19 protein-coding genes and 7 pseudogenes are annotated in these 21,421 nt (G+C 55.3%); 14 read left to right on the top strand and 12 right to left on the bottom strand.

The features are described 5' to 3' along the window. The first annotated feature begins 31 nt into the window (after positions 1-31). From ABM428_RS14735 to ABM428_RS14710, 6 genes and pseudogenes are all read left to right on the top strand, one after another. On the top strand, positions 32-316 hold the full coding sequence (locus tag ABM428_RS14735; protein ID WP_353628503.1) for a cupin domain-containing protein: 285 nt from the start codon (positions 32-34) through the stop codon (positions 314-316). 248 nt (positions 317-564) lie between these two features. Continuing rightward, positions 565-729: pseudogene (locus tag ABM428_RS14730) on the top strand (IS3 family transposase); the annotation flags it as partial. Between the two features lie 77 nt (positions 730-806). Beyond that, positions 807-1,231 (top strand): annotated as a pseudogene (locus tag ABM428_RS14725) (integrase core domain-containing protein); the annotation flags it as partial. 225 nt (positions 1,232-1,456) lie between these two features. Next, positions 1,457-2,482 (top strand): IS110 family transposase, encoded by a 1,026-nt coding sequence (locus ABM428_RS14720; protein ID WP_074636774.1) that lies wholly within the window; start codon positions 1,457-1,459, stop codon positions 2,480-2,482. Positions 2,483-2,792: 310 nt separating this feature from the next. Further along, positions 2,793-3,785, top strand: a complete 993-nt coding sequence (locus ABM428_RS14715) for an IS30 family transposase (protein WP_353628502.1) — start codon at positions 2,793-2,795, stop codon at positions 3,783-3,785. Between the two features lie 90 nt (positions 3,786-3,875). Beyond that, a pseudogene (locus ABM428_RS14710) lies at positions 3,876-4,893 on the top strand (IS30 family transposase). A gap of 56 nt (positions 4,894-4,949) precedes the next feature. Here ABM428_RS14710 and ABM428_RS14705 read toward each other — a convergent pair. Then, positions 4,950-5,186, bottom strand: a complete 237-nt coding sequence (locus ABM428_RS14705) for a hypothetical protein (RefSeq protein ID WP_353628501.1) — start codon at positions 5,184-5,186, stop codon at positions 4,950-4,952. A gap of 404 nt (positions 5,187-5,590) precedes the next feature. On the opposite strand from ABM428_RS14705, the gene ABM428_RS14700 reads away from it, so the two are divergent. Continuing rightward, complete coding sequence (locus ABM428_RS14700) at positions 5,591-7,339, top strand: hypothetical protein (protein ID WP_353628500.1); 1,749 nt, start codon at positions 5,591-5,593, stop codon at positions 7,337-7,339. Between the two features lie 139 nt (positions 7,340-7,478). Here ABM428_RS14700 and ABM428_RS14695 read toward each other — a convergent pair whose 3' ends face one another. The 4 genes from ABM428_RS14695 to ABM428_RS14680 form a co-directional block, all read right to left on the bottom strand. Further along, positions 7,479-8,186, bottom strand: coding sequence for a hypothetical protein (locus ABM428_RS14695; protein ID WP_353628499.1), 708 nt, complete (start codon positions 8,184-8,186; stop codon positions 7,479-7,481). Between the two features lie 80 nt (positions 8,187-8,266). Next, on the bottom strand, positions 8,267-9,355 hold the full coding sequence (locus tag ABM428_RS14690; RefSeq protein WP_353628498.1) for a hypothetical protein: 1,089 nt from the start codon (positions 9,353-9,355) through the stop codon (positions 8,267-8,269). After that, complete coding sequence (locus ABM428_RS14685) at positions 9,337-9,777, bottom strand: hypothetical protein (RefSeq protein ID WP_353628497.1); 441 nt, start codon at positions 9,775-9,777, stop codon at positions 9,337-9,339. Before ABM428_RS14685 ends, ABM428_RS14690 begins: the two co-directional genes overlap by 19 nt. 113 nt (positions 9,778-9,890) lie before the next feature. Continuing rightward, on the bottom strand, positions 9,891-10,589 hold the full coding sequence (locus tag ABM428_RS14680) for a hypothetical protein (RefSeq protein ID WP_353628496.1): 699 nt from the start codon (positions 10,587-10,589) through the stop codon (positions 9,891-9,893). A 23-nt stretch (positions 10,590-10,612) separates the two neighbouring features. Here ABM428_RS14680 and ABM428_RS14675 point away from each other — a divergent pair, with 23 nt between their 5' ends. Further along, complete coding sequence (locus tag ABM428_RS14675; protein ID WP_353628495.1) at positions 10,613-11,554, top strand: hypothetical protein; 942 nt, start codon at positions 10,613-10,615, stop codon at positions 11,552-11,554. Between the two features lie 229 nt (positions 11,555-11,783). On the opposite strand, the gene ABM428_RS14670 is transcribed toward ABM428_RS14675, so the two are convergent. Together ABM428_RS14670 and ABM428_RS14665 are read right to left on the bottom strand one after the other, a co-directional pair. Then, complete coding sequence (locus ABM428_RS14670) at positions 11,784-12,374, bottom strand: transposase (protein WP_353628494.1); 591 nt, start codon at positions 12,372-12,374, stop codon at positions 11,784-11,786. Between the two features lies 1 nt (position 12,375). Continuing rightward, on the bottom strand, positions 12,376-12,579 hold the full coding sequence (locus ABM428_RS14665; protein WP_348199392.1) for a transposase: 204 nt from the start codon (positions 12,577-12,579) through the stop codon (positions 12,376-12,378). A gap of 17 nt (positions 12,580-12,596) precedes the next feature. Here ABM428_RS14665 and ABM428_RS14660 point away from each other — a divergent pair. Together ABM428_RS14660 and ABM428_RS14655 are read left to right on the top strand one after the other, a co-directional pair. After that, positions 12,597-13,297 (top strand): annotated as a pseudogene (locus ABM428_RS14660) (IS6 family transposase). A 54-nt stretch (positions 13,298-13,351) separates the two neighbouring features. Further along, positions 13,352-13,693: pseudogene (locus ABM428_RS14655) on the top strand (transposase); the annotation flags it as partial. A gap of 441 nt (positions 13,694-14,134) precedes the next feature. Here ABM428_RS14655 and ABM428_RS14650 read toward each other — a convergent pair. The 4 genes from ABM428_RS14650 to ABM428_RS14635 all read right to left on the bottom strand — a co-directional run bounded on the left by ABM428_RS14650 (position 14,135) and on the right by ABM428_RS14635 (position 16,717). Next, positions 14,135-14,665: a hypothetical protein gene (locus ABM428_RS14650; RefSeq protein ID WP_353628493.1), complete on the bottom strand. Its 531-nt coding sequence runs from the start codon at positions 14,663-14,665 to the stop codon at positions 14,135-14,137. Position 14,666: 1 nt separating this feature from the next. Then, on the bottom strand, positions 14,667-15,107 hold the full coding sequence (locus ABM428_RS14645) for an SMI1/KNR4 family protein (protein WP_353628492.1): 441 nt from the start codon (positions 15,105-15,107) through the stop codon (positions 14,667-14,669). Beyond that, positions 15,104-15,475 carry a hypothetical protein gene (locus ABM428_RS14640; protein WP_353628491.1) on the bottom strand — a complete coding sequence of 124 codons (372 nt, stop codon included), beginning with the start codon at positions 15,473-15,475 and terminating at the stop codon, positions 15,104-15,106. Before ABM428_RS14640 ends, ABM428_RS14645 begins: the two co-directional genes overlap by 4 nt. A gap of 525 nt (positions 15,476-16,000) precedes the next feature. Continuing rightward, positions 16,001-16,717 carry an IclR family transcriptional regulator gene (locus tag ABM428_RS14635; protein WP_353628490.1) on the bottom strand — a complete coding sequence of 239 codons (717 nt, stop codon included), beginning with the start codon at positions 16,715-16,717 and terminating at the stop codon, positions 16,001-16,003. Between the two features lie 144 nt (positions 16,718-16,861). Here ABM428_RS14635 and ABM428_RS14630 point away from each other — a divergent pair, with 144 nt between their 5' ends. Then, positions 16,862-17,683, top strand: a complete 822-nt coding sequence (locus ABM428_RS14630; RefSeq protein WP_353628489.1) for an antibiotic biosynthesis monooxygenase — start codon at positions 16,862-16,864, stop codon at positions 17,681-17,683. A gap of 12 nt (positions 17,684-17,695) precedes the next feature. Then, a complete protein-coding gene (locus ABM428_RS14625; RefSeq protein ID WP_353628488.1) occupies positions 17,696-18,046 on the top strand; it encodes an EthD domain-containing protein in 351 nt (116 codons plus the stop codon). 396 nt (positions 18,047-18,442) lie between these two features. On the opposite strand, the gene ABM428_RS14620 is transcribed toward ABM428_RS14625, so the two are convergent. Beyond that, on the bottom strand, positions 18,443-19,285 hold the full coding sequence (locus ABM428_RS14620; protein ID WP_353628487.1) for a hypothetical protein: 843 nt from the start codon (positions 19,283-19,285) through the stop codon (positions 18,443-18,445). 156 nt (positions 19,286-19,441) lie between these two features. Here ABM428_RS14620 and ABM428_RS14615 point away from each other — a divergent pair. Together ABM428_RS14615 and ABM428_RS14610 are read left to right on the top strand one after the other, a co-directional pair. Next, positions 19,442-19,771 (top strand): annotated as a pseudogene (locus tag ABM428_RS14615) (transposase); the annotation flags it as partial. 240 nt (positions 19,772-20,011) lie between these two features. After that, positions 20,012-21,420: pseudogene (locus ABM428_RS14610) on the top strand (IS110 family transposase). Position 21,421: the final 1 nt, after the last annotated feature.

Genomic DNA, 21,421 nt, shown 5'->3' with positions numbered 1-21,421 from the left:
TCGGGGGCTCGTGCCCGACGGTTGGCAAAACATGACGTTCGAGCCCTTCCGCGACGGGGTCGAGATTTGCCACCTTGGCCGCGGTGGTCCGGACGTCGCCTTGCTGCGCTACGCCCCCGGCGCCTCTGTTCCCCGCCACCGCCATCAGGGGTTAGAGGTGATCATCGTCCTGTCCGGCAGCCAAAGCGATGACCATGGGCAGTATCTCGCCGGGGATGTCGTGCTGAACCCGAAAGGAAGCGAACATGAGGTCTGGTCCGAGGACGGATGTACCGTCCTGATCCAGTGGGAACGCCCGGTGACGTTTGTCGGGTGAGCGACGAACCTTATCCGGATCGCCTTGCTGAGCGAAGATCTTTTGATTGAATGCCACGCTCCAGAGTTTTAGCGAGCCCGTGCCTACTGCATTAACTGGCCAGAATCTCGAGTTTACTATTCCCATCGCTAGCGCGCTACAAACAAGGGTTATCAAATTGCTAAAGAATTCTTGATCAATCGATCAGCTCGCGTTCCCCGGCCATTTGGTGGATAGATCGCGTTTTCAATGGTCACAAAACATATCCACGCGTCCGGCGTCGAACATATACGACCCGCGAGCAGGCCAGACAGGACATCTTCGACTACATCGAAATGTTCTATAACCCGAAACGCAAACATGTCAGAAACGGTATGCTGTCGCCTGTCGACTTCGAAAACAGACAGTCCAATGTGAACCAAGAAGGTGTCTAGGAAACCAGGGGCTATTCAATATTCAGTATCGTGAACGAACAGAACAGGCGATCCACGACAAGCGACCTCTGGGTGCCATTCAGGATCGCACTCATGACGGGCGTGTATTTCGCACGCTGAATATCATTGATGAGTTCACGAGGGAGGCGCTGGTAATTAGAGTTGAGCCACGCTCAATTCGACTGATGTGGTCGATGCTTTGACCAATCTCTTCACCCTTCGAGGTCCGTCCGAATTCATAAGATCGGACAATGGCGCGTCACTTATTGCCAAGAAGGTAAGGGCTTGGATTGAGGACCGTTGGTCCCAAAACCGCATTCATCGCCCCAGGATCACCATGGAAAAACGGCTACTGCGAGAGTTTCAATTCACGCTTCCGCGACGAGCTGCTTAACGGCGAGGTATACTATACTATACGTTTCACGAAGCTCAGATGCTGATCGAGCGTTGGCGGTGCCACTTCAACACAGCCATACCGCATAGCGCGCTGCGCCACCGCCCGCGCCAGAAAGCATGATGCCGATAGACCAGACGCCAACCATGCATTAACATTCAAACTGCGCCACCCAATGGGGTCACTCCACCATTAATTAACATAATTATGATTATCAGTTTACTTATCGCGCACAGGGGCACATTCTAAACTGATGGATTGGATGCCCCTCCTGTTGGTTCATTATAGAACCGTCCGAGCCATGGTGGTGCGGACGTCTTGCAGGAGGAACAAATGTCAGAAGCATTTATCATCGGTATCGACCTGGCGAAGCGCGTTTTTCAAATACACGGCGCTGATGCCGCAGGTAAAGTTTTATACCGTAGAAAGCTGAGCCGGCCTCAGTTCAATAAGTTTCTAAATGAGCACCCAAGTTGCATTTTTGCGATGGAAGCGTGCGCGTCCGCCCATCATTGGGGGCGTGAAGCGCTTGCTGCAGGTCATGAGGTTCGATTGGTACCGGCGCGATATGTGAAACCGTTTGTCAAACGCCACAAGAGTGATGTTGTCGATGCAGAGGCCATTACAGAAGCCGCGATGCGTCCCTCAATGCGCTTCGTCCCAGTGAAAGCCCCGGAACAGCAAGCACAGGCGATGTTGTTTCGGACGCGGGAATTGTTCGTGCGGCAGCGCACCCAGCTTATCAATTCGCTTCGCGGATACTTGGCGGAGTTTGGGATTGTGCTGCGGCTACGCATTCGGAACGCTGATATTCTCAAACGAGAAGTAGAGGAACAGGCACATAAACTGCCCGACGAGGCCAAACGCTTGGCGGAACGGCTGCTAGCGCAGATCGAGACTATCAGCGCAGAAGTCGAAGGTCTGGATCATTCCATCAAGATGCATGCAAAAACGTCAGAGGAAACGCGGCTTATGCAAACGATGCCTGGCGTCGGCCCGATGTCCGCCATCGCAATTTCGGCCTTCTGTCCTCCCGCCAAAAACTTTCGCACGGGGCGGGATTTTGCAGCATGGCTTGGTCTTGTACCTCGACAGCATTCGACAGGTGGTAAGGAACGGTTGGGGCGCATCACAAAAATGGGCCAGAAAGATGTGAGGCGGTTGCTGATCATCGGTGCAATGTCCGTCATCAATTCCATCGAACGATGGAAGCGTTGTGCCGAACCATGGTTAGCGCGTATGCTTGAAACACGCCCCCGGATGGTTGTTGCTGTTGCTTTGGCAAACCGCATGGCTCGGAGGCTTTGGGCCATGTTGATGACGGGCCAGATTTATCGCATTCGCGGGGCCGTCGCTTAGCGGCAGACCCACGGATACCGGCAGGTATGTGAGGACGAGAGGATCGACTAAGGAAAGCGGATCGACGAGAACGAACATGGAAAAACCAGTGCAACCCTTCGCGGCTTCAAGCCCGATAAACTGATTTGGAGCCAAGTTCGCGCATCTCCATAAGGGCCAGCAGCCAAGTGTGCTGCACAAACAGGCCGGACACGTGACTGCACCCGATCATGCTATCTAAACGTCGAAACAGTCACCCACATAAACCGGGGCATCCACACGTGGGTTGCGAAATTTCCCCTATCTTGCTGGAAAGCAAGGAGAATGGAAGATGGCGCATAAAGAGCTTAACCTGCGTGAACGACGCGCGATAGAAGACATGTTGAACGCCAAGATTGCTGTGCGCGAGATTGCAGCAGAGATCGGCAGGCATGTTTCCACGGTGTATCGCGAGATCAAGCGCAATCACTATTTCGACAAAGAGTTGCCGGAACTGAACGGATACTACGGCGTGGTTGCTCAAAAAGCGGCGACCGAAAGACGTGCGCGGCGGCGCAAACTGGTGCGCCTTGTCGGCTTGAGAAAAGCCGTAATCAAGCAGCTCAAGGAAGGTTGGTCACCAGAGCAGATCGCGGGCCGATTGCAATATGAAGGCCAAACAACCCGCGTAAGTCATGAAACGATCTACGCCTATGTTTACGGCCCAGATGGTCAATCTGCGGAACTCGCACGCTACCTGCCCAACCGCCGGAATAAACGGCGTCCGCATCACGCGCGCAGACCACGAGGCCTTGTGTTCCCGCCGGATCGCTCAATTCACGAACGCCCTGACTACGTTGATAGCCGAGAGACTTTCGGCGAGTGGGAAGGCGATTTGATGATATTCGAGCGCGCTCAGGGCAAGATGAACGTTGCCTCACTGGTCGAGCGGAAGACCCGCTTTGCTGTCCTGTTCCGCAACAACGACCGCAGCACCACGCATCTGATGAACCGCTTGATGGGTGTGATGGAACCCCTGCCCCAACCGGCGCGCAAGTCGATCACCTTTGACCGTGGGATCGAGTTCAGGAATTGGCGTAAGTTGAAGCCTGGTATCGGCACAGAGGCCTGGTTTTGTGATCCACAGGCTCCGTGGCAAAAGGGTTCCGTCGAAAACCTGAACAAGCGTGCGCGGCGCTACTTACCAAGAGATGCGCCCGTGGCCGCGCTCTCAAATCGAGATATGAAGTCGATTTGTGACCGCTTGAACGGCACCCCCAGAAAGTGCCTGGGATGGAAAACGCCGACTGAAGCCTTCAGGGAAGAACTGATGAAACTGAGATAGCGGAAACCGTCGCAACGACCCTTGAGAATCCACGGGTGGATTCACAAACAAAGTGCAAATTCTGTACGAATACAGAGAGTTGCATGGAGTATGAATAATCGAAGCCACTACTGTCACCTGCTGCTGGACGAACGACACAAGCTTGCAAAGTGGCTGGAAGCTAAAATGCCGATTTCAGAGATTGCGGATCGCATGGGCCGCGATCCCTCCACGATCTACTGAGACATCAAGCGCAATCGGTACACGGACGGCGAACTGCCTGAGCTAAACGGGTATCACGCGCTCATCGCTCAGGACAAATATGAGCAGCGCCGCGCGATCCATCGTAAGTTGATCAGACACCCCGAGGTGAAGGCTGCTGTTGAAAGCCGATTGAAGGCTGGCTGGTCAGCAGAACAGATTGCGGGCCGCATGCGGTTGGAGCGCCATCTGATCCGCGTGATTCACGAAACGATCTATCGTTTCGCCTATTCCAAATATGGCCTCGACGCGCAGTTCTATCTACACCTGCACGAACAGCGAAGACGTCGTCGGCCACGTGGTTCCCGCAGGCACAACCGGGCCCATATCTTCAACATACAAAGCTTGGCTAACAGGCCTGAACGCATTTCTGAACGCGTCGAGTTCGGTCACCGGGAATGCGATTTGATGACGTTCCGCAAAGAGCATGGGAAGGTCAACGTGACGTCACTGGTGGAGCGGGTCAGCCGCTATGCCGTCTTGATGCGCAACGAAGACCGCCAGTCCAAGCCGATCATGGAACCCCTGATAAACGGGTTGGTTCCCCTGCCCGCCGACGCGCGCCAGTCTATCACTTTTGATCGCGGCACCGAGTTATCGGCCTGGAAGCATCTCAAAGCCGGTCTGGGCGCGGTTCCGTGGTTCTGTGACCCGCAAGCGCCCTATCAGAAAGGCACTGTTGAGAACACGAACAACAGGCTGCTTCGATACCTGCCCAGATCAACCGCACCGGCGGCGCTGACAAAATCAATATTTGAGGTCGATTTGCCACCGCCTCGACGCAACGCCGTGCAAGTGCCTAGACTATCGGACGCCTGCTGAGGTCTTTAAAAGCAAGCTGATAGAAATCCGGAACCGCTTGGAATAAAACGGCACATCAGAAATTGCGCTTCAATGTGAGCTCACAACAACTGTTCAAGGGTTTTACGACTTCAACGCGGAGGCCACGGCGATCGCCAGCGCGCCTGCAAGGAAACCACCGGCCAAAAGAACTGGTAGCCCCTCGTCCAAGAAATGCTCCACCAGCAGCACAACACCAAACAGTAGCACGAATATCACAGCAGCGACTGTGCCATCGAAGGTGTCTTCTTCGGACTCGTCGCCTTCTGATTTCGGCTTCGTTGGACTTTCCCACGGTGGTTCGCCGCCTGGTACGTACATGCGTTAGCCTCCTGTCTGCCGGTATGACCGTGGCGATTAGAACTGTTAAAATTAGATAAACTGTAGTGACGAGGATGGGTGCTTGCAAGAATTTGCTCAATTCTGTGGAGGAAGTTCTCGGCGCGCCAGTTTAACATGTCTGGAAGAGGGCGGTTTGGGTTGGCTCGGTGCTCAATATTAGCCCGTTTTGCAAACGCGACGACAGTCACGCAACTGCGTAGAGACCGGCTTGTAAAAGTGGACGATGATTACATGAAAATTGTTCCACTATGGGGCAGCGGGCTACTATAATTAGGACGACAATGGAGACGCGTCACCTAGCACAATTTTTTTGAACGTTTGAATTTGTACGGCAGGCTTTACGGCCAGGATAACAGATAACCGATAACAGAGGATATTGCTCAATGAGCGACATAAACGAAGATATTCTTCGCGCTGCCGTTGCCGCCACTTCCCAGCTTAAAGATCCCAAAGAGCGGCGGCGAGCTATTCGTTTCGATCTTTCTAACCGTGGTTTCTCGAAACCGGATATTGTCGCCGCAGATTCTGCTATTCGAGACGCAATTTCAAATGGGTCTTTCGTGCAGGGGAAATCGTCAAACGAACCAAGTGAGCCGAAAGGGAATGATTCAGGGAGCGCCTTAAAGAATTCTTCGCTCCCCGCTAGGGATGTTCCCGCAGATGTTCTGGAGAGAATTGCGGCCTCGGCGCAGGGTAACACTCCGATGCGTCGCCGCCGACAGATCAAGACCGCGCTTAAAAGTGAAGGCTATAGCGACGCTGCAATAGAAAATGTTGACGCAAGCATAATGGAATTCGCGGGTCTGAAGCTTACCTTTCAGGACGCGCAAAGTGAAAGCGACAGCGAAACTTCCCCGGGCAGAGCGGGGGGTGAAAAGGCAACTAGGAAAACAACGAACAATCCCGACGTGCGCCCCGTCGACCAACCCGATGACACTGTTAGGTTGCGCACCGAAGCTGAAATTAAAAACGAATCTCGGGTAGCTCATAAGCCTGAATTTTGGGATAGTGGTCAGGCCATTATAACTAGCACAGAGCGCAAAACGACGCGTGTTGGATCGTTTGCCACCTTTGTTTTCCCCCTTGCTCTTGCAGCTTGTGCTTTCGCAGTATTCGGGATGGACACTTCACTGCACGACATATCCAAGATCGTCACAGGCGACACACCAGATCGTGCGTCTGCGGCTGTCGAGCCCGAGGCGGCGGCTTCGAAAAGCTCCCGGCCAAGTCCTGAATTTTTGGCCGATGGTGCCGAATTCGAGCGTATTTATGACTCGCTCAATGCGCTAAAAATCACAACGGCAAATTGCGCTAGAGTTGAGGAGATCCCCTTGGGCGGCAGCCGAGCGGATTTTGAATATTTTGACGCGGGCCTCAAATCCTGGAGGAGTTGCCTGAATTCTGCCCTTGCCGAGGTCGAACATGAGCGGGCCCGGATTGAGCTTCTTGTTGTGAAGATGACCGCATTGTTTGAACGACATCACCACAAACTTGATACCGAACTTGCTAGCGATATCCGTATCGGAATCTCGGAGGTCACAAAGCGCTTACAAAGTAACATATCCAAAGCACGTCAAATTCACGTCCAAGACAAAGGGAAATGGGCTGAGGTTCTCGACCGACGCAATGCGGAAATAGAGCGGATATCAAATGAGAATAGAGCGCGGGCCGAACAAGCGCGCGCGCAGCGCAAGCGGGAGAAAATCGAACAATACAACCGCAACTTAATTGCGAGCGGAAGGGTACCAGAACGATCTAACGCCCATGATAGCTTCGCCAGCACCCAGTCGGATTTTTCAACGCCGCCGACCTCGTTTGAGCAATCCTCAGCAAATCAGCCAATCTACGTTCCAGGTATTGGTGCCCAAACAAATGATACAGGTTTTAGGTTAACTATGACCGCTGCATGCCCCATAGGACATGTGAGACTTTCGGGGGGCGAATGCCAGAACAGGGCTGTTTCCCGGGCAGAAAGACTCGCTTTTGAAGCCGAACAGCGCGCCCGTGCCGCGCGCGATCAAGCTATTTTTGACCGTATGGAAGCAGAGCGAGCTGCCAAAATCTCGGGTATGCCCAACTATCGAGCAAGTCCGAACACAAGTTGTGGGAACAGTTGCGTTAGCGTCAAGTAGCACGAACGTTTCGGCGTCGGCCTGTTTTCGTTGTCCCAGTAAGTCTAGAGTGATTGAGGGCTGGACATACCCAGCCGGCTGGCTGCGCACCGTTTTTAATAGTGCCAATGGCGGCGCAAAGCGAAACAGGGCCGCTACATCAGCCCGGCCATTGCGCGGCCGGCTCCAGCACTGTGACAATGCCTTCTGTGATCGCTGTGAGGTGCCCATGATCCAGTGCCATAACAAAGTCTTGGGGCGAAAGTGGCACGACGACGGAGAGTTCCTGGCCCAGTCCATAATCCTTTACAGCGTAGTCAAGGTTTTCCAGAAGCTCGGCCTGTTCGGCAACAGTCCCGGTGACCAGTAAAGAGTGATCTGTCAGGTTATGAATGTGAAATGTCGCCTCGTGGAGATGTCCGCGAAACCGACAGGGCTTAATCACGTCAGCTAATCGACTTAAGGACCGGCGTATCGGTTCGGGGAAGTCCTGCAAGTCGGCGTTTTCCGATCTGTCGAGTGGAAATACGACCTCGCTTTGCGCCTGTTCGCGATGAAGAGTGACCAGCATCCGCGGCGCCTTGGCGTCCGTCAGCGCGTGACGGAGATCGGATCGTGTCATCAGGCCCGGAAATTTGTGCTGGTACGTTCCTGAATGACGGACGTGGATAAGGCTTGCATCATCAGCAGGGGTTTCGACGACGCTGTCTTCGGCAGTCTCGTCACTAAGACGGCACATTCTACCTTGGGCCCATAAACCAGCGACGATGGTCGCCAGTGTGACAAGGGCAAGCGCCTGCAATCCGCTGCCGAAGTAAACGAGCCCCCCGAGGAATACGATATAGACAACGAATGCCAGTACAATCAAAGGACGTTTCAGATGCGGGTCGTTTGGTTGTTTCCACATGTCAAAATAGAAAATCGGAACGGGGCACTAATCAACCCCACCTATTCGCAATGCGCCAATACCGCATTGATCGCGTGGCGGTCTGTTCCAAGCAGTTGATGTGACGTATAAACTGCGCCGAAGGACCTGGGCATATCCAAGCGGGTTGCAATCCGCGTCGCGTTCTCGAGTGCCGCGATCAGCGTCTCGTCGGCGCGTCCGTGCCATGTCTTGGTGCCTTTGGGGGTGAACATATCTTCGACTGGAATGTGGAAGCTTCTAACTTGGTCATTGTGATCTGTGATATCTATTGTCATCCCGTCAAGCTGAGACATGTGACCAGCCGCGTGGCTGGCAGTGTCATCGTTGCCAATCGCGACCCATATTTCGCCCCCGCCCGCCCGGGCGCAGATCACCCCCATTCCAGTTCCCGTATCGAAAGGTCGTGTGGTGCCAACGCGCTGCGTATATGCAGCAATACCCGTCTGCCTCGCGGACAACCCGAAAGGGCTGAAACCGTCAGAGGTGATGATCCGGAACTTTTTGGATTGGGTGCGCGATAAAGACAGAGGCGCGGCCCCCGTATGGGTTGCGACGGCGGCGTATAGGCGCACATCCACATCCATAGCGATCAGATAGGTCACGAAGTCAGCCCCCACCTGCGGGGAAGCTATGTTCTTGATCTCTGCTCCGGCGCGCGTTTCTTCGCCTTGAAACCCGAGAAAGGCCTGATCGGAAAAGCGCCGTGCCTGGCCACCCAGAAAGGCGAGTGCGCATGCATCGAAACAGCGCCCCGGGGCAATTTTTCTGCCGGAATGTTCGACCCGCCCGACCTCTGTCTCGAACCCGTGGTCACGAATGATCTGACCAAGCGCCATTCCCGCGCGCGGATCCGCGCCATCACCGTCAAGCAATATGATATAGCCGTCTGGCTGTTCGCGGTTAAGCCATGCGACAAAGCGAGACGGCGTTTCTGCAGTGATCTCCCCGCTGATGACGATGACATGGCGAGCCAGATCATGCCCGAACGCGTGGTTTGCGAAACTTTGCGCGGGTACTGCATTTGGCCAAAGGCCCAGTACCATGGCCGCGTGTGCGACGGCAAGGAAAGCGAGACGGCGGATGCGATGATTTACACGATAGCTGGCCAAGGATCCGCCCCCGAGTAAAGCCGCCACACCGCCTGTGCCGCTGTTTCGGGCCGACAGTTTTCAGGCGCGTGTGTCGGATCAAAAAGATCATGCGCGCAGTCCCATTGCGGCCCCTTGTCCATCCGAGGCAGATCTAGCAACGCCAGCGCATGATCTTGCACAAGAGATGAAAGCTCGGGCGCATAGAGCGGGAAGCCCGGGTCAAAAACCTGTACGGTTGAGCCTTCCAAACCGCAGCACAGATCCGAATGGGTCAGGGATTTTTCGGCTATTTGGCGGCGGACCATTTCGGTATCAAGCGGGTCCCCGTCCGGCCCAAGCACCTGCGCAATGGGTTGACGGACACAGAACATGTTAAATGCAATCCCCGGTGCGCCTTGTTCCAGCCATTCAGCCAATACGGCTAGGCGTTTCTTGTTCATAAGCTATCATGTCCCAAGGGCAGGCAGGCGTCTGTGCACAAGTTGTAAGTCATCATCGGCTCTGGGTGCATATTGGTATGGTCCGTGCGCATAAATTCAATTCGCATCCCGTTCTAATTTGCCGTTACAAGAAGCCCTAGCCGGTATTTCCCGTCCTGCTCTTTATCAAAGCGAAGGCGGTATTCATTCGCGACAAAGACCAGATCTTCTGATCTTGCATATACAGTGCCCGTGTGCCGTGTGCGCAGCTCAAGCCATCCGTCTTGCCGGTGCGTCAGGCATGACAAGTCGACGCAAAGCAAGGTATCGGTGGTGCGCACCCGAGAGCGCGGCGGACCGCCATCCTTTGCAAGTTGCACTAAGCCAGAAGACACTCTGACCAGATAATATGTATTGATATCATGATCTTCGATTTTGGCGAAATACGGAAATAAATAGCTTTCGTCTTCGACACGCGTTCCGCCATGCTGTGTCAGAAGATCGAACACCCGCAAGAACCGGTGATAGGGCTGACGCAACGGATCTTCCCACAAGGATAGAAAGATCGCATGGGCATCTTCTGTCCCGTAGCTGGTGACAATGTCCTCCGATATCCATGAAAGCAGAGCCTGTCGGTCACCGTCTTGTGCGGCGCGGCGGATTGCATTGATGGATTGGGTCACGCCGGGGGGTACTGCATCAGGGGCACTTTGCGTGAAAGAACCTGTGTCGAGCGTTGGCAAGGGCCGGGCGGTATCTATGCGCGCTTGGCAGCCGACACAAAGGCAGCCGAGCAACAGCAGTACAATAAGTTTGATCGGTTTGAGCAACATCAGTATTCTCATAGATGTTAAGTATGAACGGCTTTGGATCAGGTCGCGTGTATCATAGGGTCACAGCGTGGCGGTTAAAATTACTACATCTGGATTTTAACCACCACGACCTGCCCTTCAAGGATCATGTTCCAAAAGGGGGCATGGCAGATAAGATCGGCATCCAAGGGCCAAACCCGCCAGAATATCGGGCTTTGGCACTACTACAGGGGGCGCTCAATTTGGCAGGATGCAAGACATTGAAACGATCTGGGCGTTTCTTCGCCGCAGTATTATATGTTGCAATATGCGCGGCGGGGCCCGTTGCGGCGGAACAGCTTTCCCCTCAGTCTCCCACCGCCGCCGCCAGCCAAGAAAACCTCTTGGGTTGGCAGGCTTTATTGTGTGGCACCGAAAGCCTTTCTTCGCCCCATTCAGTGATGCCGGATCACGAGACGCTCGCCTATGAACTTGCCTTCAGCGCGGATCTTGATTCACATCCGGCCAGCGCCTTGCAGCGGTTGCTAGATCAAGGCGTTCACGTTGCATTCGAGCCGACGCTTAACGACGCGTTTGACCCCCGCAACCAAGCGCATCTCGACGCAGCGATAGCAGCACTGGCCCGACTGTCTTCCGCACTCTCTCGTCAGGATATTCGCGTGGTAGGGGCAAAGGGAAAGCTATTTCTGGGTTTTCCCACAGGTGATTTGGCGAAAACATCGCTTGTGTGGAAAAACCGCTCTACTTTGCCCCCGCTTGCCCTGAGGGGAGATCACCCCCAAGGGCGAAGCATAGCATGTAAAGAAACAAAGCCCCCTTCAAGCGGAACAACGACCACCGCTTCCCAGCCAAACCCCGTCGCCGTTTGCACGTCGACGAAAGGGTGTCAAAAGTCACCGGAAGAAATGCTGATACCCGTCTTGCCGATCTGGATCGTCTTTGATCGTGCGTCCAAAACGCCTGAGCGACTGGTCATAAATGGATGAATGGCGCAGCTCATAGCGCCGGCGGCAGGAGAAATCAGGTCTCTTTTCGTCCAATCACCCAATAAATTCCGTTAAGATGCGCGACGCAACTGGGGTGTTCTACATCGAAGTTGTGAGATCGGCACCGTCAGCCGCAGCGTCGGCCACAAAAAGGCCGTCTGAACTATTAAGAGTGTGCGAGGTGATTTTCACGCCGAGGCCGGTGACCATAGCGCAAAGGTAAGGTTGATCAACAGCACCACGTGCGCCGTCTTTGGATAGTGTCCCAAGGAATGGTGTAACTTTGTTCTTCGGCCATTGCTTGGCCGCAGTTACAGGGCGGCGATTGTCGCCGGGTCCATGGGGTAGTGTCGCAAATGGCGGCGACGGTTTCTAGTATCATATAGCGCCGCGTGATCGCCCACTCATCATTTTGCTCCAGCATCAGGGCTCCGACCAGTCGGGTGACTGCGGCCTCGTTTGAAAAGATGCCGACAACGTTAGTCCTGTGCTTAATCTCCTTGTTGAGGCGTTCAAGTGGGTTTGTGCCGCGGATCTTGACCCAATGCTCGCGGGGAAAGATCTTGTAGGCCAAAAGGTCATCCTCAGCCCGGCGCATCAAATCCGTGAGCTTTGGATGGCTCGTGTCAAACGCGTCGATAAGCTTGGCCAAGTGCTCTTTTGACGCGGCCAGCGAGTCCTGGTCGAAGGCGGTTCTGAGTGCCGCGTTAACGATTGGCCTGTCCTTCTTGCCGACGCAAGCAAGTGCGTTACACATGAAGTGAACGCGGCCGCGCTGGACGGTCGCACCGAGCACATATGCCGCGGCGGCCTTCAGCACCTTATGATCGTCCACTGCCCGGCAGGCGCAGCATGCTGCCGAGAGGGGCGATGATCAGGCGGGTGCCGCGCAGCCCGCGATCAGCCAGAGAACGCAGAAATTCGTCCCAGAAGACTTCGTCTTCACTGGGCTGGACAGCGATACCCAGAACATCGAGGCGGGTGATGTCCCGTAAACTCGGGGTCGGTTGTCGGTGTGCCGACATCAGCGGAATCGAAGTGCATGACCCAACCCTCGATCAGCTACAAACGCCACCGCTTCCCGCCCGAGATCATCGCTCACGCGGTCTGGCTGTACGTCCGTTTCAATCTGAGCCTGCGCGAGGTCGAGGAGATGATGTTGGAACGTGGCATTGACGTTTCCTACGAAACGATCCGCCGCTGGACCCGCAAGTTCTGACCGCTGATTGCGCGCAGCTTACGCCGCCGACAGGCCCGCCCCGGCGATGTTTGGCATCTGGATGAAGTCATGGTGAAGATCGCGGGCCGGTCGTTTTGGCTCTGGCGTGCCGGCGATCAGGACGGTGTTGTTTGTATGAAATCCTCCAGCCCCGGCGGGACAAGCGCGCGACAAAGCGGCTCTTGGTCAGGCTGATGAAACGTTGGGGCTTCGTGCCCAGACGGATCATCACAGACAAGCTTCGCTCCTACGGCGCAGCGTAGCGAGATGTCGCCCCCGGGCTTGATCATTGGTCCCACGAAGGGCTCAACAACCGCGCTGAGAACAGCCATTTGCCGTTGAGGAAAAGAGAACGGACGATGCAGCGTTTCCGATCACCAGGGGGATTGCAACGCTTCGTCTCCATGCACACCGCAACCCGCGATTCCTTCTCCGTCCCAGCCCGCCGCTGCGCAGCACTTATGATCCGTTACCACCGACTGGAAGCATTCGAGGCATGGAAAATCGCGGCCAACGTCGCTTGATGTGAAATCGGCACGCCAACCTGAAGACTGGTTGAGTTAATGTGACAACACCGCTCCACGCGCTATCGCGCCCAGAAAGAAGTCTGCCAGGTCTGCCCGTCAGAGCAAAAATGCTGCCCCAACGCTGAGGCGCGCAAGATCACCCGCGAGGAGCACGAAGACGCCCGTCAGGTTGCCAGAGATTTGGCCAAAACTGAAGAATATCACATTGCTATGAAGCTCAGAAAAAAGGTCGAAATGCTCTTTGCCCACCTCAAACGCATTCTCGGGCTGGGACGACTGCGATTACGCGGCCCATGCGGTGCAAATGATGAATTCCTCCTCGCCGCCACCGCACAAAACCTCCGCAAACTGGCTAGGATTTTCCCTGCACCGCAGCAAACGCGCAAAGCCTGATAGGAAAGACGCTCGCGCGCACTTCAAAGCGCAGCTTTCTGTGCATGCAACACGCTGTTTTTACACAGAATGGGCGGAGAGCAGTCCTTCGCCGCGGCTGCGCATTATAGTTCTGTTTCATGAAGAGCGGACGTTCGATAGCACATCGAATTCTGTTAAGCAGCGGAAGGCGGCAATTGAGCCTGCTAACCGCACTGGTCGCAGAAGAATTCTCAGTTGCAACACTGGCGCAGTTCTCGCGCCCAGCCGTTAGTCGACCTGCGCTGCAAGGGCAGAGCATGGGCGGTCTCAAGTCGTTTTGGACCTGACCATTGCAATTATTCATTTGTTAGAGCCAGTGCTGGTCCTGATCAGAAATGCCGGTCGATCGCTGTATTCGTAGCCAACAGCAGCGCTGTGTGCAAACTGGCCGACAGTGCCATCGGCACCGAGGAAACCTGTTTAACCTATCCGTAGATCTGCCTCTGCCGGAGCTTTAGTATCGAAGGTCAATCGCCGTCCAGTAAGGAGTTGAGCGAACGCCTCAGCACCCACTTTAGACCCTTCCACGTTGCGAAAAGTTCGGCGCATGTGCCGGAATAGCGTGGCCTCGAGCTTTCGGGCCTCCAGTGCTGACCCGTGCAAAAAAAATTGCGAGCGAAGCAGGGTGCCATCGGGATGTTCGCCGAAAAGTTGCATGACGACAGCTGAAGACAGCTCTCTTGGGCGGAGCGAATACCGCTTTCCGGTGAAATGCTCATGAGCTGCAGCCTGAACCTCCGTGCCGGGAGACACCAAGAAAAGGTCGTGCACGAAATGGCCAGAAAACAGACGCAGGACATCGGGTATCTCGCGCGCTTGGTGGTAAACCCGGACCTCGGGTGACTGAATGTCGAAGTGAGACAGATAAACGAAGGTCTCTTCCGCCTCCACCAGATCCATCAGCGAATGGAAATCGGCGGGGGTCGCATAGAAATATGTGTTCCTACGCATGTCAGTCTGCCGTCAAGCCGGCAAGGAAGGCATCGAAGCTGGGTGCGATGACGTACAGGCCGTCGTCGAAGGGAACTTCGTGATCGCTGAAGAACACCTTTCCGTGGTTCGGCCCCTTCAGCGCAAGAATGATTGGGTTACCGAAAGCATCTCCGCCAATGCTCAGATACCAAGGGTGGAGGTCTTCGCCGTATTTTGAATTATAATCCCAGAGATCGTTGTAGTCGTGCTCGGAATTGACTGCATACAGATAATGCAGGACGGTCGACGTCTCTCGCCCGTTCTCCAAGAATTTAATAACTCTATTGCCGGGCATCTGGCCGTTACGCATGGCAAGCCAGTCGCGGTAGGCTTCGGGGAGCCTGGCATCGAGCACACGTTCCAGCAGATCAAGGGTGTCGGGGGCGAGGCTGGATGGTGTCAGTTTGCGAGGTTTTCTCATTTTTTCGCGTCCCGGCTGAAACAGTTGTAAAGGTTATGCTGCGTCTCGCCCCGGTCGGATTTGATCCGCGTCTGCTCTCCGGAAGGTGCGGCAGAAGACGGGATAAAGCTGCCCTTTTCCTCGCCATTCTCGAGAAATCTGATGTAATCGAGCACTGCAAGAACTCCGAAGACCCCGGTATGTACGACCTCTTCCACCAGTTCGCGGCTCTCGTCACTCATCTCGTCCCGCCAGCCGGCTCGTGCTTTACTCTCGGCAGAGACCCCACGGCCTGCGGGATGTTGTTGTGCATGCCCGAGGATGCCGCCTGACGTCCTGGCTATGGACTGAGCAAGCTGCTTGGTGAACATTTCCTTGTCTATCGCCATTTGTCAGATCTCGAAGTCTTCCATTAGGCTGACTTTCGCGACATTCTTAAAGGTGTCAAGATACCCACTCATGCGAGCCATCTGCTTCAAACAAGGGGCTTGTAGGCATGTTTGTTCTGAAACGCGCCGATCACCTATAGAGCTATTCAGCGCTGGCTCTGAGCCGACAGGCTCGCGCCGGCGGGTGCCGCCACCTTGTCTTTTTATAACCGATTTCTGGCTTATTTTCCGAACGCCTTCGCAGAAGCGGGGCAGTTCGAGTTCTCGAATGAAACGGCGCGAAGGATCGCGTAAACAACGTCGACGTAAGCCGCAGCACCGTTTTGGCGGGCTACCGCAGATTCCGTTGAAAAACTATTAGCTGCAACTGAAAACTTCTAAATTGTGGGATGCTGTTCTCCGATGAGCTAATAGGGACCCGGGGTGACGCTGAAATTTCCATAGTTTGAAAACTTTTCTGCCGAATTCGTCTTCGGCGCGCTGCAGGAGCAGTTTTTCAACACAATCCGCCCTTTGCATCATGTATCAGCCCCGACACGGGCCAGCCGAGTTTGATGCAAGTTCGCGCATGATTTGCGCCATTTCGTCCAGCCGCGTGGCAGTCAGGCGGCTGGACGGTCCGGCGAGACCGAAGCCGGCGCGGACCTCGCCATCATCGTGCCAAGGGACAGCAACGCAATTGAGGCCGGGGCACCAGTTCTCGCAATCAAGGGCGTGGCCGCGTGCCGATATGGCCTCTATCTCAGCCACGATCCCCTGACCGATGCGGGGCGTGTGGAGCTCGAACATCCGGCGGCGTAGGGCGGGAAGAAATGCCAGGAAGAGAAGACCGATGGCCGAGCCCGCCATCGGTTGGCGCTCCCCGCGCTGGCTCGAGGCGCGTAGCGTGCGCGGGCTCTCGATTGCGTCGAGAAAGTAGACCTCGTCACCAGAGGGTACGGCGAGGAATACAGTTTCACTGGTTCGGGCTGCCATCTCTTCCAGAACGGGGCGCAACCGGCTGCGCAGGGCATCGTCATCACCCACCACACGGGCGAGGTTCAGGATCCGATCCCCAAGATGATAGCGCATGTCGCCCGTGCGACGTCGGATGTAACCGGCATCCTGAAGGGTTCTGAGGATATTGTGTGCGGTCGTTGTCTTCAGGCCCGCTCCTGCGGCGACCTCTCCAAGAGAGGCAGCACCGCCTGCGTGGGCGATAGTTTCGAGCATCTCGAGGGCCCGTGTCACAGACTGGATCATAGGGGCAAAATTTCCACATCACTGAAGTTTTGAAAAAATATAGCCGGAACATTCACTTGTTCCAGTTTCCCAAGGAACGGATCGCGTCAGGGACGGGTTGGCTCGGTGACTGCCACAGCGCAGCATCCTAAGACGGAGATGATCATGACACGCACGATGATTGCAAGGGCAACGCCCAAGGTGGGCGAGTCCGAAAGGCTGGCGGCACTCGTGGAAACGCTCGCCCAACAGGTGCGCCGCGAGGCGGGGAACATCCGCTTCGAGGCTTTCAGCGAAAGTGGCGGTGTAGTGGTGATGCTTGAAGAATACCGCGACGACGCGGCCTTTGAAGCGCATCTGGCCCAGCCCCACACCAAGGAGTTCAACGCGGCCCTCGCGGAGGTCGCCACCGGAGGCGCATCGTCCGTGACCGACCTTGTCAACTTTGCCGGCGTAAAGGTCTCGGCCCCGCAGATTCGGGCTGTGGATCATGCGGGTCTTACGGTACCAGATATCGAGGCCGCGACCCGTTTCCTGTCTGACGCTTTCGGGGCGGTAACGCTTTACGACGTGCTGCCGGAGGACGGGCCCGACATGGAAGGCGAAGGTCCCCAGGAAGAACTCGGCCTGTCCCCGGATACGCGGATCACCCACATGCGCCTCGTGCGGATCGGGAATGGGCCGTGCCTCGAGCTCTTTCGCATGGAAGGTGGGGCACAGTCCGATCCTGCGCGCCTTCAGGATCTGGGTCTCTCGCATCTTGGTCTTTACGTCGACGACATTGATGCGGCTTGCGTCGCTTTCACGGCCGCCGGCGGTACGCTCCTGAAGGGCCCGCATCCGCTTGCAAACAACGAGGACAACGACGGCAATGCGGGCATTTATGGCCGCGCCCCTTGGGGCACCTTGTTTGAGCTGCTGACCTATCCGGGCGGCATCGACCTACCCACGGCTTCCCCGGCTCCCCGCTGGACCCCTCACCCCTGAAGGATCAAAACCATGATTAAGATGACAATGTTGCTCAAGCGCAATCCGGATATCGACCACACCACCTTTGTGCGGCACCATCGCGAAACGCACGGCCCGCTGTTCCGCTCGATCCCGGAAGCCGAAACACACGTCCTGCGATACATCCAGACCCATCCGGCTGATGGCGACTTCCCCGTTCCACAGGCCGACTTCGATGGCACCGCCGAAATCTGGTTCGACAGCCCAGAAGGTATAAAAGCCGTGCTCGGGTCAGAAACCTATGAACGGACGGTCTTCCCCGACGAAAAAACCTTCCTCGACCATGAGAACACGCTGATCCTTGTGGGTGAGCAAACCGAGATTATCGAGCAGAAGGCATAGGCGGAGAATTGGCAGGACGTCTCGGGGAGTGAGGGTGCGAAAACGTCCGCTCAGTCTGCTCTACGAAACCTGAGAAGATGCGGCGAACGGCGAGAATGTCCCGCATAGCAGGCCTTCATAGTACGGAGCGCGCCACATAACCCTCGCAATCGGAGCTAAAGTCCGCAAAGACCCCTTACTTCATGATTTTTACAACGGGACCAATGTTGGTGAAACGCCAACCAATTGAAGCCCATAGAAAGAAGTTAAGGCCTTATTTTTAATGAGTCTTTTTCGACCCGTAACCAAAAACGGCGGTTTGAGTGTACTTTTGCAAACCAATTATCGCCCACTGAAAAACAGTGTTGAACAAAAAAACCGCCCCAAAGGGCGGCTAAATCGTTTAAAGTTCGAGGTTTAGATATCTGCGATCCTGTAGAATTCCGCGTTTGCATCAGCAGGATTCCAAACTGGAAAAACCCCTCTCGCTTGTAAGTTGGTTCGTAGTCGATTTGGATCGCCACCCCAGTAGCCTTCTATCGAAGATAACTTTCGATAGCGCTCTTTGAAACGCGTCACACTATCTTGGTCGACAAGATTACGCATGACTCCCATATGACGGACGCGACCACTGACCTTTAATGGCGTCTCGCCTTTACCCTCTTCAGCAATTAACAAAAATTCAACCGTTTCAGCGCTCACACCGAGAGCCTTAGATGTAGCTGAAACGGTCATACCGCCGTCGCCCGTTCTCGCGCCGAGCTTGTAGGCAACTTCCTGGACGCTGATTAATACGGAGTTGAACTTCAGTTTTTCAGAAAGCAACTCGACATGTTCAACCTGGGCTTGCAGCACCAGCGAAAGCACTTCCATCGATGAAACATTGAGTGCCTTTGCAACGTGGCCGATATCATTCATGCCTTTGCTTGGCACTCGAATTTCCTCCCCAAACCGCCGCATTTCAACAATGAGCTGGTCAAGGTCGTCGACATCGACACCTTTATAGCGCGCTGTACGGTTTTCACCGTCTTCAACGACAGTTCTTAAGAAGCCTTTTTCCAGTAGCAAAGCGACCTGAGGCCGCGTGCAGCCGATGCGCTCTGGAATCTTGGCGACTGGAATTGCGCGCTTCAACTTGGCAATAAGTTCTTCTGCTGGCTCCGCCTCAACAGTTCTCCGACTATCTGCTTGATATACATCTTTGGGCAACATACCCGACTGTGACAAAATATTGGCTACGGTTTTCGGGTGTACCCCCATTGATGTGGCTAGGGAGGCAACGGTATGCCGCCTTTGTTTTTCAACAACCCGTCCAAATAGTACAGCTCCGGGTTTGATCGGATAATGATCTAGGGTCAGGACCCATTGATTTCAGACGCGCCGGATGATTCACGGCTCCGAAAACGGAGCGATGACATGTCTGATCTTTTCTGGTTGTCCGACGCACAGATGGCGCGTCTTGAGCCCTATTTCCCGAAGTCCCATGGCAAGCCACGGGTCGATGACCGCAGAGTGTTGAGTGGAATTATTTTCATCAACCGCAATGGGTTGCGCTGGCGGGATGCCCCCAAGGATTACGGCCCCCACAAGACGCTTTACAACCGTTGGAAGCGGTGGAGTGACAAGGGCATCTTCGCGCAGATGATGGTCGGACTGGCTGCAGAGCACGGCGAAAAGAAGACCGTGATGATCGACGCGACTTACCTCAAAGCACACCGAACAGCGACCAGCATGGGCATTAAAAAACCGTTCAGGGTTGGGGCCCGCCTGTGCGCGGTAGAAACAGCCTGTGCTATCGTTGCTCTATGAAGGGCAGCGGCCGTTCGCTTATTGGTGGTCTGTCTTGGGTCAGAACCCCGTTAAAAAACGTGGTCCATGGGTTGATGCGAACTTGAGAGTGGTGACGCTGTTTTGCAGTGATCCCGGTTAGGAAGATGACAGATCTGCATAGCCCATGCCCTTCTGTAGCCAACAGGAGGACAGACAATGGCAAAGCAAAAGACCTGCAAGGCCCCAGCAATTGAGACTGTGAACGTCGGAGCTGCGGCAGTTGATATCGGTTCGCGTGAACACATGGCGGCCGTCAATCCAGATGTGACAGATACGCCAGTGCGTGCCTTCGGCACCTTCACCCATGACCTGCATGACCTTGCGGATTGGTTCAAATCGCACGGGGTGACCAGCGGCGCGATGGAATCTACGGGTGTCTACTGGATCCCAGCATATGAGATACTCGAGCAGCATGGCTTCGAGGTCGTCTTGGTGAATGCGCGCTACGCCAAGAATGTACCGGGCCGCAAGACAGACGTCAGCGATGCGAGTTGGCTGCGGCAGTTACATTCCTATGGGCTCTTGCGCGGCAGCTTTAGACCATCGGCACAGATCGCGACGTTACGCGCGTATCTGCGCCAACGAGAACGGCTGGTGGAATATGCAGCCGCGCACATCCATTGACCGGCAGGGTATCGCATAGCGATGTCCCGAGAGGGGAACACATGCAGAAGGCACTGATGGAGATGAACGTCCAGCTGCATCATGTCGTCTCTGATATCACCGGCGTGACAGGGATGAAGATCATCCGTGCGATTGTTGCGGGCGAACGGGATTTGGACGTGTTAGCCGCGTATCGCGACGTGCGTTGCAAAGCTTCAACAGAGACAATCAAAGCCGCGCTCAATGGCAATGATCGCGCCGAACACATCTTCGGGCTGACCCAGTCGCTCGAACTCTATGACTTCTATCAGGCCAAGATGCTGGAATGTGATCGTCACCTCGAGGCGACGCTGGCGGCATTAGGGGCCGTTACGGAACATGACCCAAGTGAGTTGCCGCGCGCGCGCACTAAAACCAAGCAGGTCAGCACCCCGTCGTTCGATGTTCGGGCAGCGTTGTTCGGCGTCCTCGGCGTTGATCTGACCCAAATCCACGGGATGGGCCCGTCTCTGTCACTCAAATTGGTTGGCGAATGTGGCACTGACCTGCGCGCATGGCCGAGCGCCAAACACTTCACGTCGTGGCTCTGCCTGGCACCGGGGAACAAGATATCTGGCGGTAAGGTGTTGTCATCTCGAACGCGGCGATCATCCAGCCGCGCTGCAGCCCTATTGCGTTTGGCTGCGGTCACGATCGGGCGCAGCGATACCGCTCTTGGGGCTTTCTACCGGAGATTGGCGGCACGCGCAGGTAAAGCCAAAGCAGTCACGGCCACCGCGCGTAAGATTGCCGTCCTGTTCTACAACACCCTCCGACACGGCATGACATACAAAGATCCCGGCGCATCCCATTATGAGGAACGATACCGCAATCGCGTGCTTGGCAATCTCAAACGTCGAGCCAAGTCATTCGGGTATGATTTGCAAGAATTGCCACTAGAGGCCGACATGGCTGTTTCTTAGG

The sequence above is a fragment of the Sulfitobacter sp. TCYB15 genome, from assembly GCF_040435955.1.
GTDB lineage: Bacteria > Pseudomonadota > Alphaproteobacteria > Rhodobacterales > Rhodobacteraceae > Sulfitobacter > Sulfitobacter pontiacus.
Note: the sequence above shows the minus strand (reverse complement) of the source record. Positions and strands in the feature narration are given on the sequence as shown.

Excerpts from the sequence above, each read along its gene's own strand:
- ABM428_RS14735 (WP_353628503.1), top strand. The coding sequence starts at position 32 with ATGACGTTCGAGCCCTTCCGCGACGGGGTCGAGATTTGCCACCTTGGC.
- ABM428_RS14720 (WP_074636774.1), top strand. The coding sequence starts at position 1,457 with ATGTCAGAAGCATTTATCATCGGTATCGACCTGGCGAAGCGCGTTTTT.
- ABM428_RS14715 (WP_353628502.1), top strand. The coding sequence starts at position 2,793 with ATGGCGCATAAAGAGCTTAACCTGCGTGAACGACGCGCGATAGAAGAC.
- ABM428_RS14705 (WP_353628501.1), bottom strand. The coding sequence starts at position 5,186 with ATGTACGTACCAGGCGGCGAACCACCGTGGGAAAGTCCAACGAAGCCG.
- ABM428_RS14700 (WP_353628500.1), top strand. The coding sequence starts at position 5,591 with ATGAGCGACATAAACGAAGATATTCTTCGCGCTGCCGTTGCCGCCACT.
- ABM428_RS14685 (WP_353628497.1), bottom strand. The coding sequence starts at position 9,777 with ATGAACAAGAAACGCCTAGCCGTATTGGCTGAATGGCTGGAACAAGGC.
- ABM428_RS14680 (WP_353628496.1), bottom strand. The coding sequence starts at position 10,589 with ATGTTGCTCAAACCGATCAAACTTATTGTACTGCTGTTGCTCGGCTGC.
- ABM428_RS14675 (WP_353628495.1), top strand. The coding sequence starts at position 10,613 with ATGAACGGCTTTGGATCAGGTCGCGTGTATCATAGGGTCACAGCGTGG.
- ABM428_RS14665 (WP_348199392.1), bottom strand. The coding sequence starts at position 12,579 with ATGTCGGCACACCGACAACCGACCCCGAGTTTACGGGACATCACCCGC.
- ABM428_RS14650 (WP_353628493.1), bottom strand. The coding sequence starts at position 14,665 with ATGCGTAGGAACACATATTTCTATGCGACCCCCGCCGATTTCCATTCG.
- ABM428_RS14645 (WP_353628492.1), bottom strand. The coding sequence starts at position 15,107 with ATGAGAAAACCTCGCAAACTGACACCATCCAGCCTCGCCCCCGACACC.
- ABM428_RS14640 (WP_353628491.1), bottom strand. The coding sequence starts at position 15,475 with ATGGCGATAGACAAGGAAATGTTCACCAAGCAGCTTGCTCAGTCCATA.
- ABM428_RS14635 (WP_353628490.1), bottom strand. The coding sequence starts at position 16,717 with ATGATCCAGTCTGTGACACGGGCCCTCGAGATGCTCGAAACTATCGCC.
- ABM428_RS14630 (WP_353628489.1), top strand. The coding sequence starts at position 16,862 with ATGACACGCACGATGATTGCAAGGGCAACGCCCAAGGTGGGCGAGTCC.
- ABM428_RS14625 (WP_353628488.1), top strand. The coding sequence starts at position 17,696 with ATGATTAAGATGACAATGTTGCTCAAGCGCAATCCGGATATCGACCAC.
- ABM428_RS14620 (WP_353628487.1), bottom strand. The coding sequence starts at position 19,285 with ATGGGGGTACACCCGAAAACCGTAGCCAATATTTTGTCACAGTCGGGT.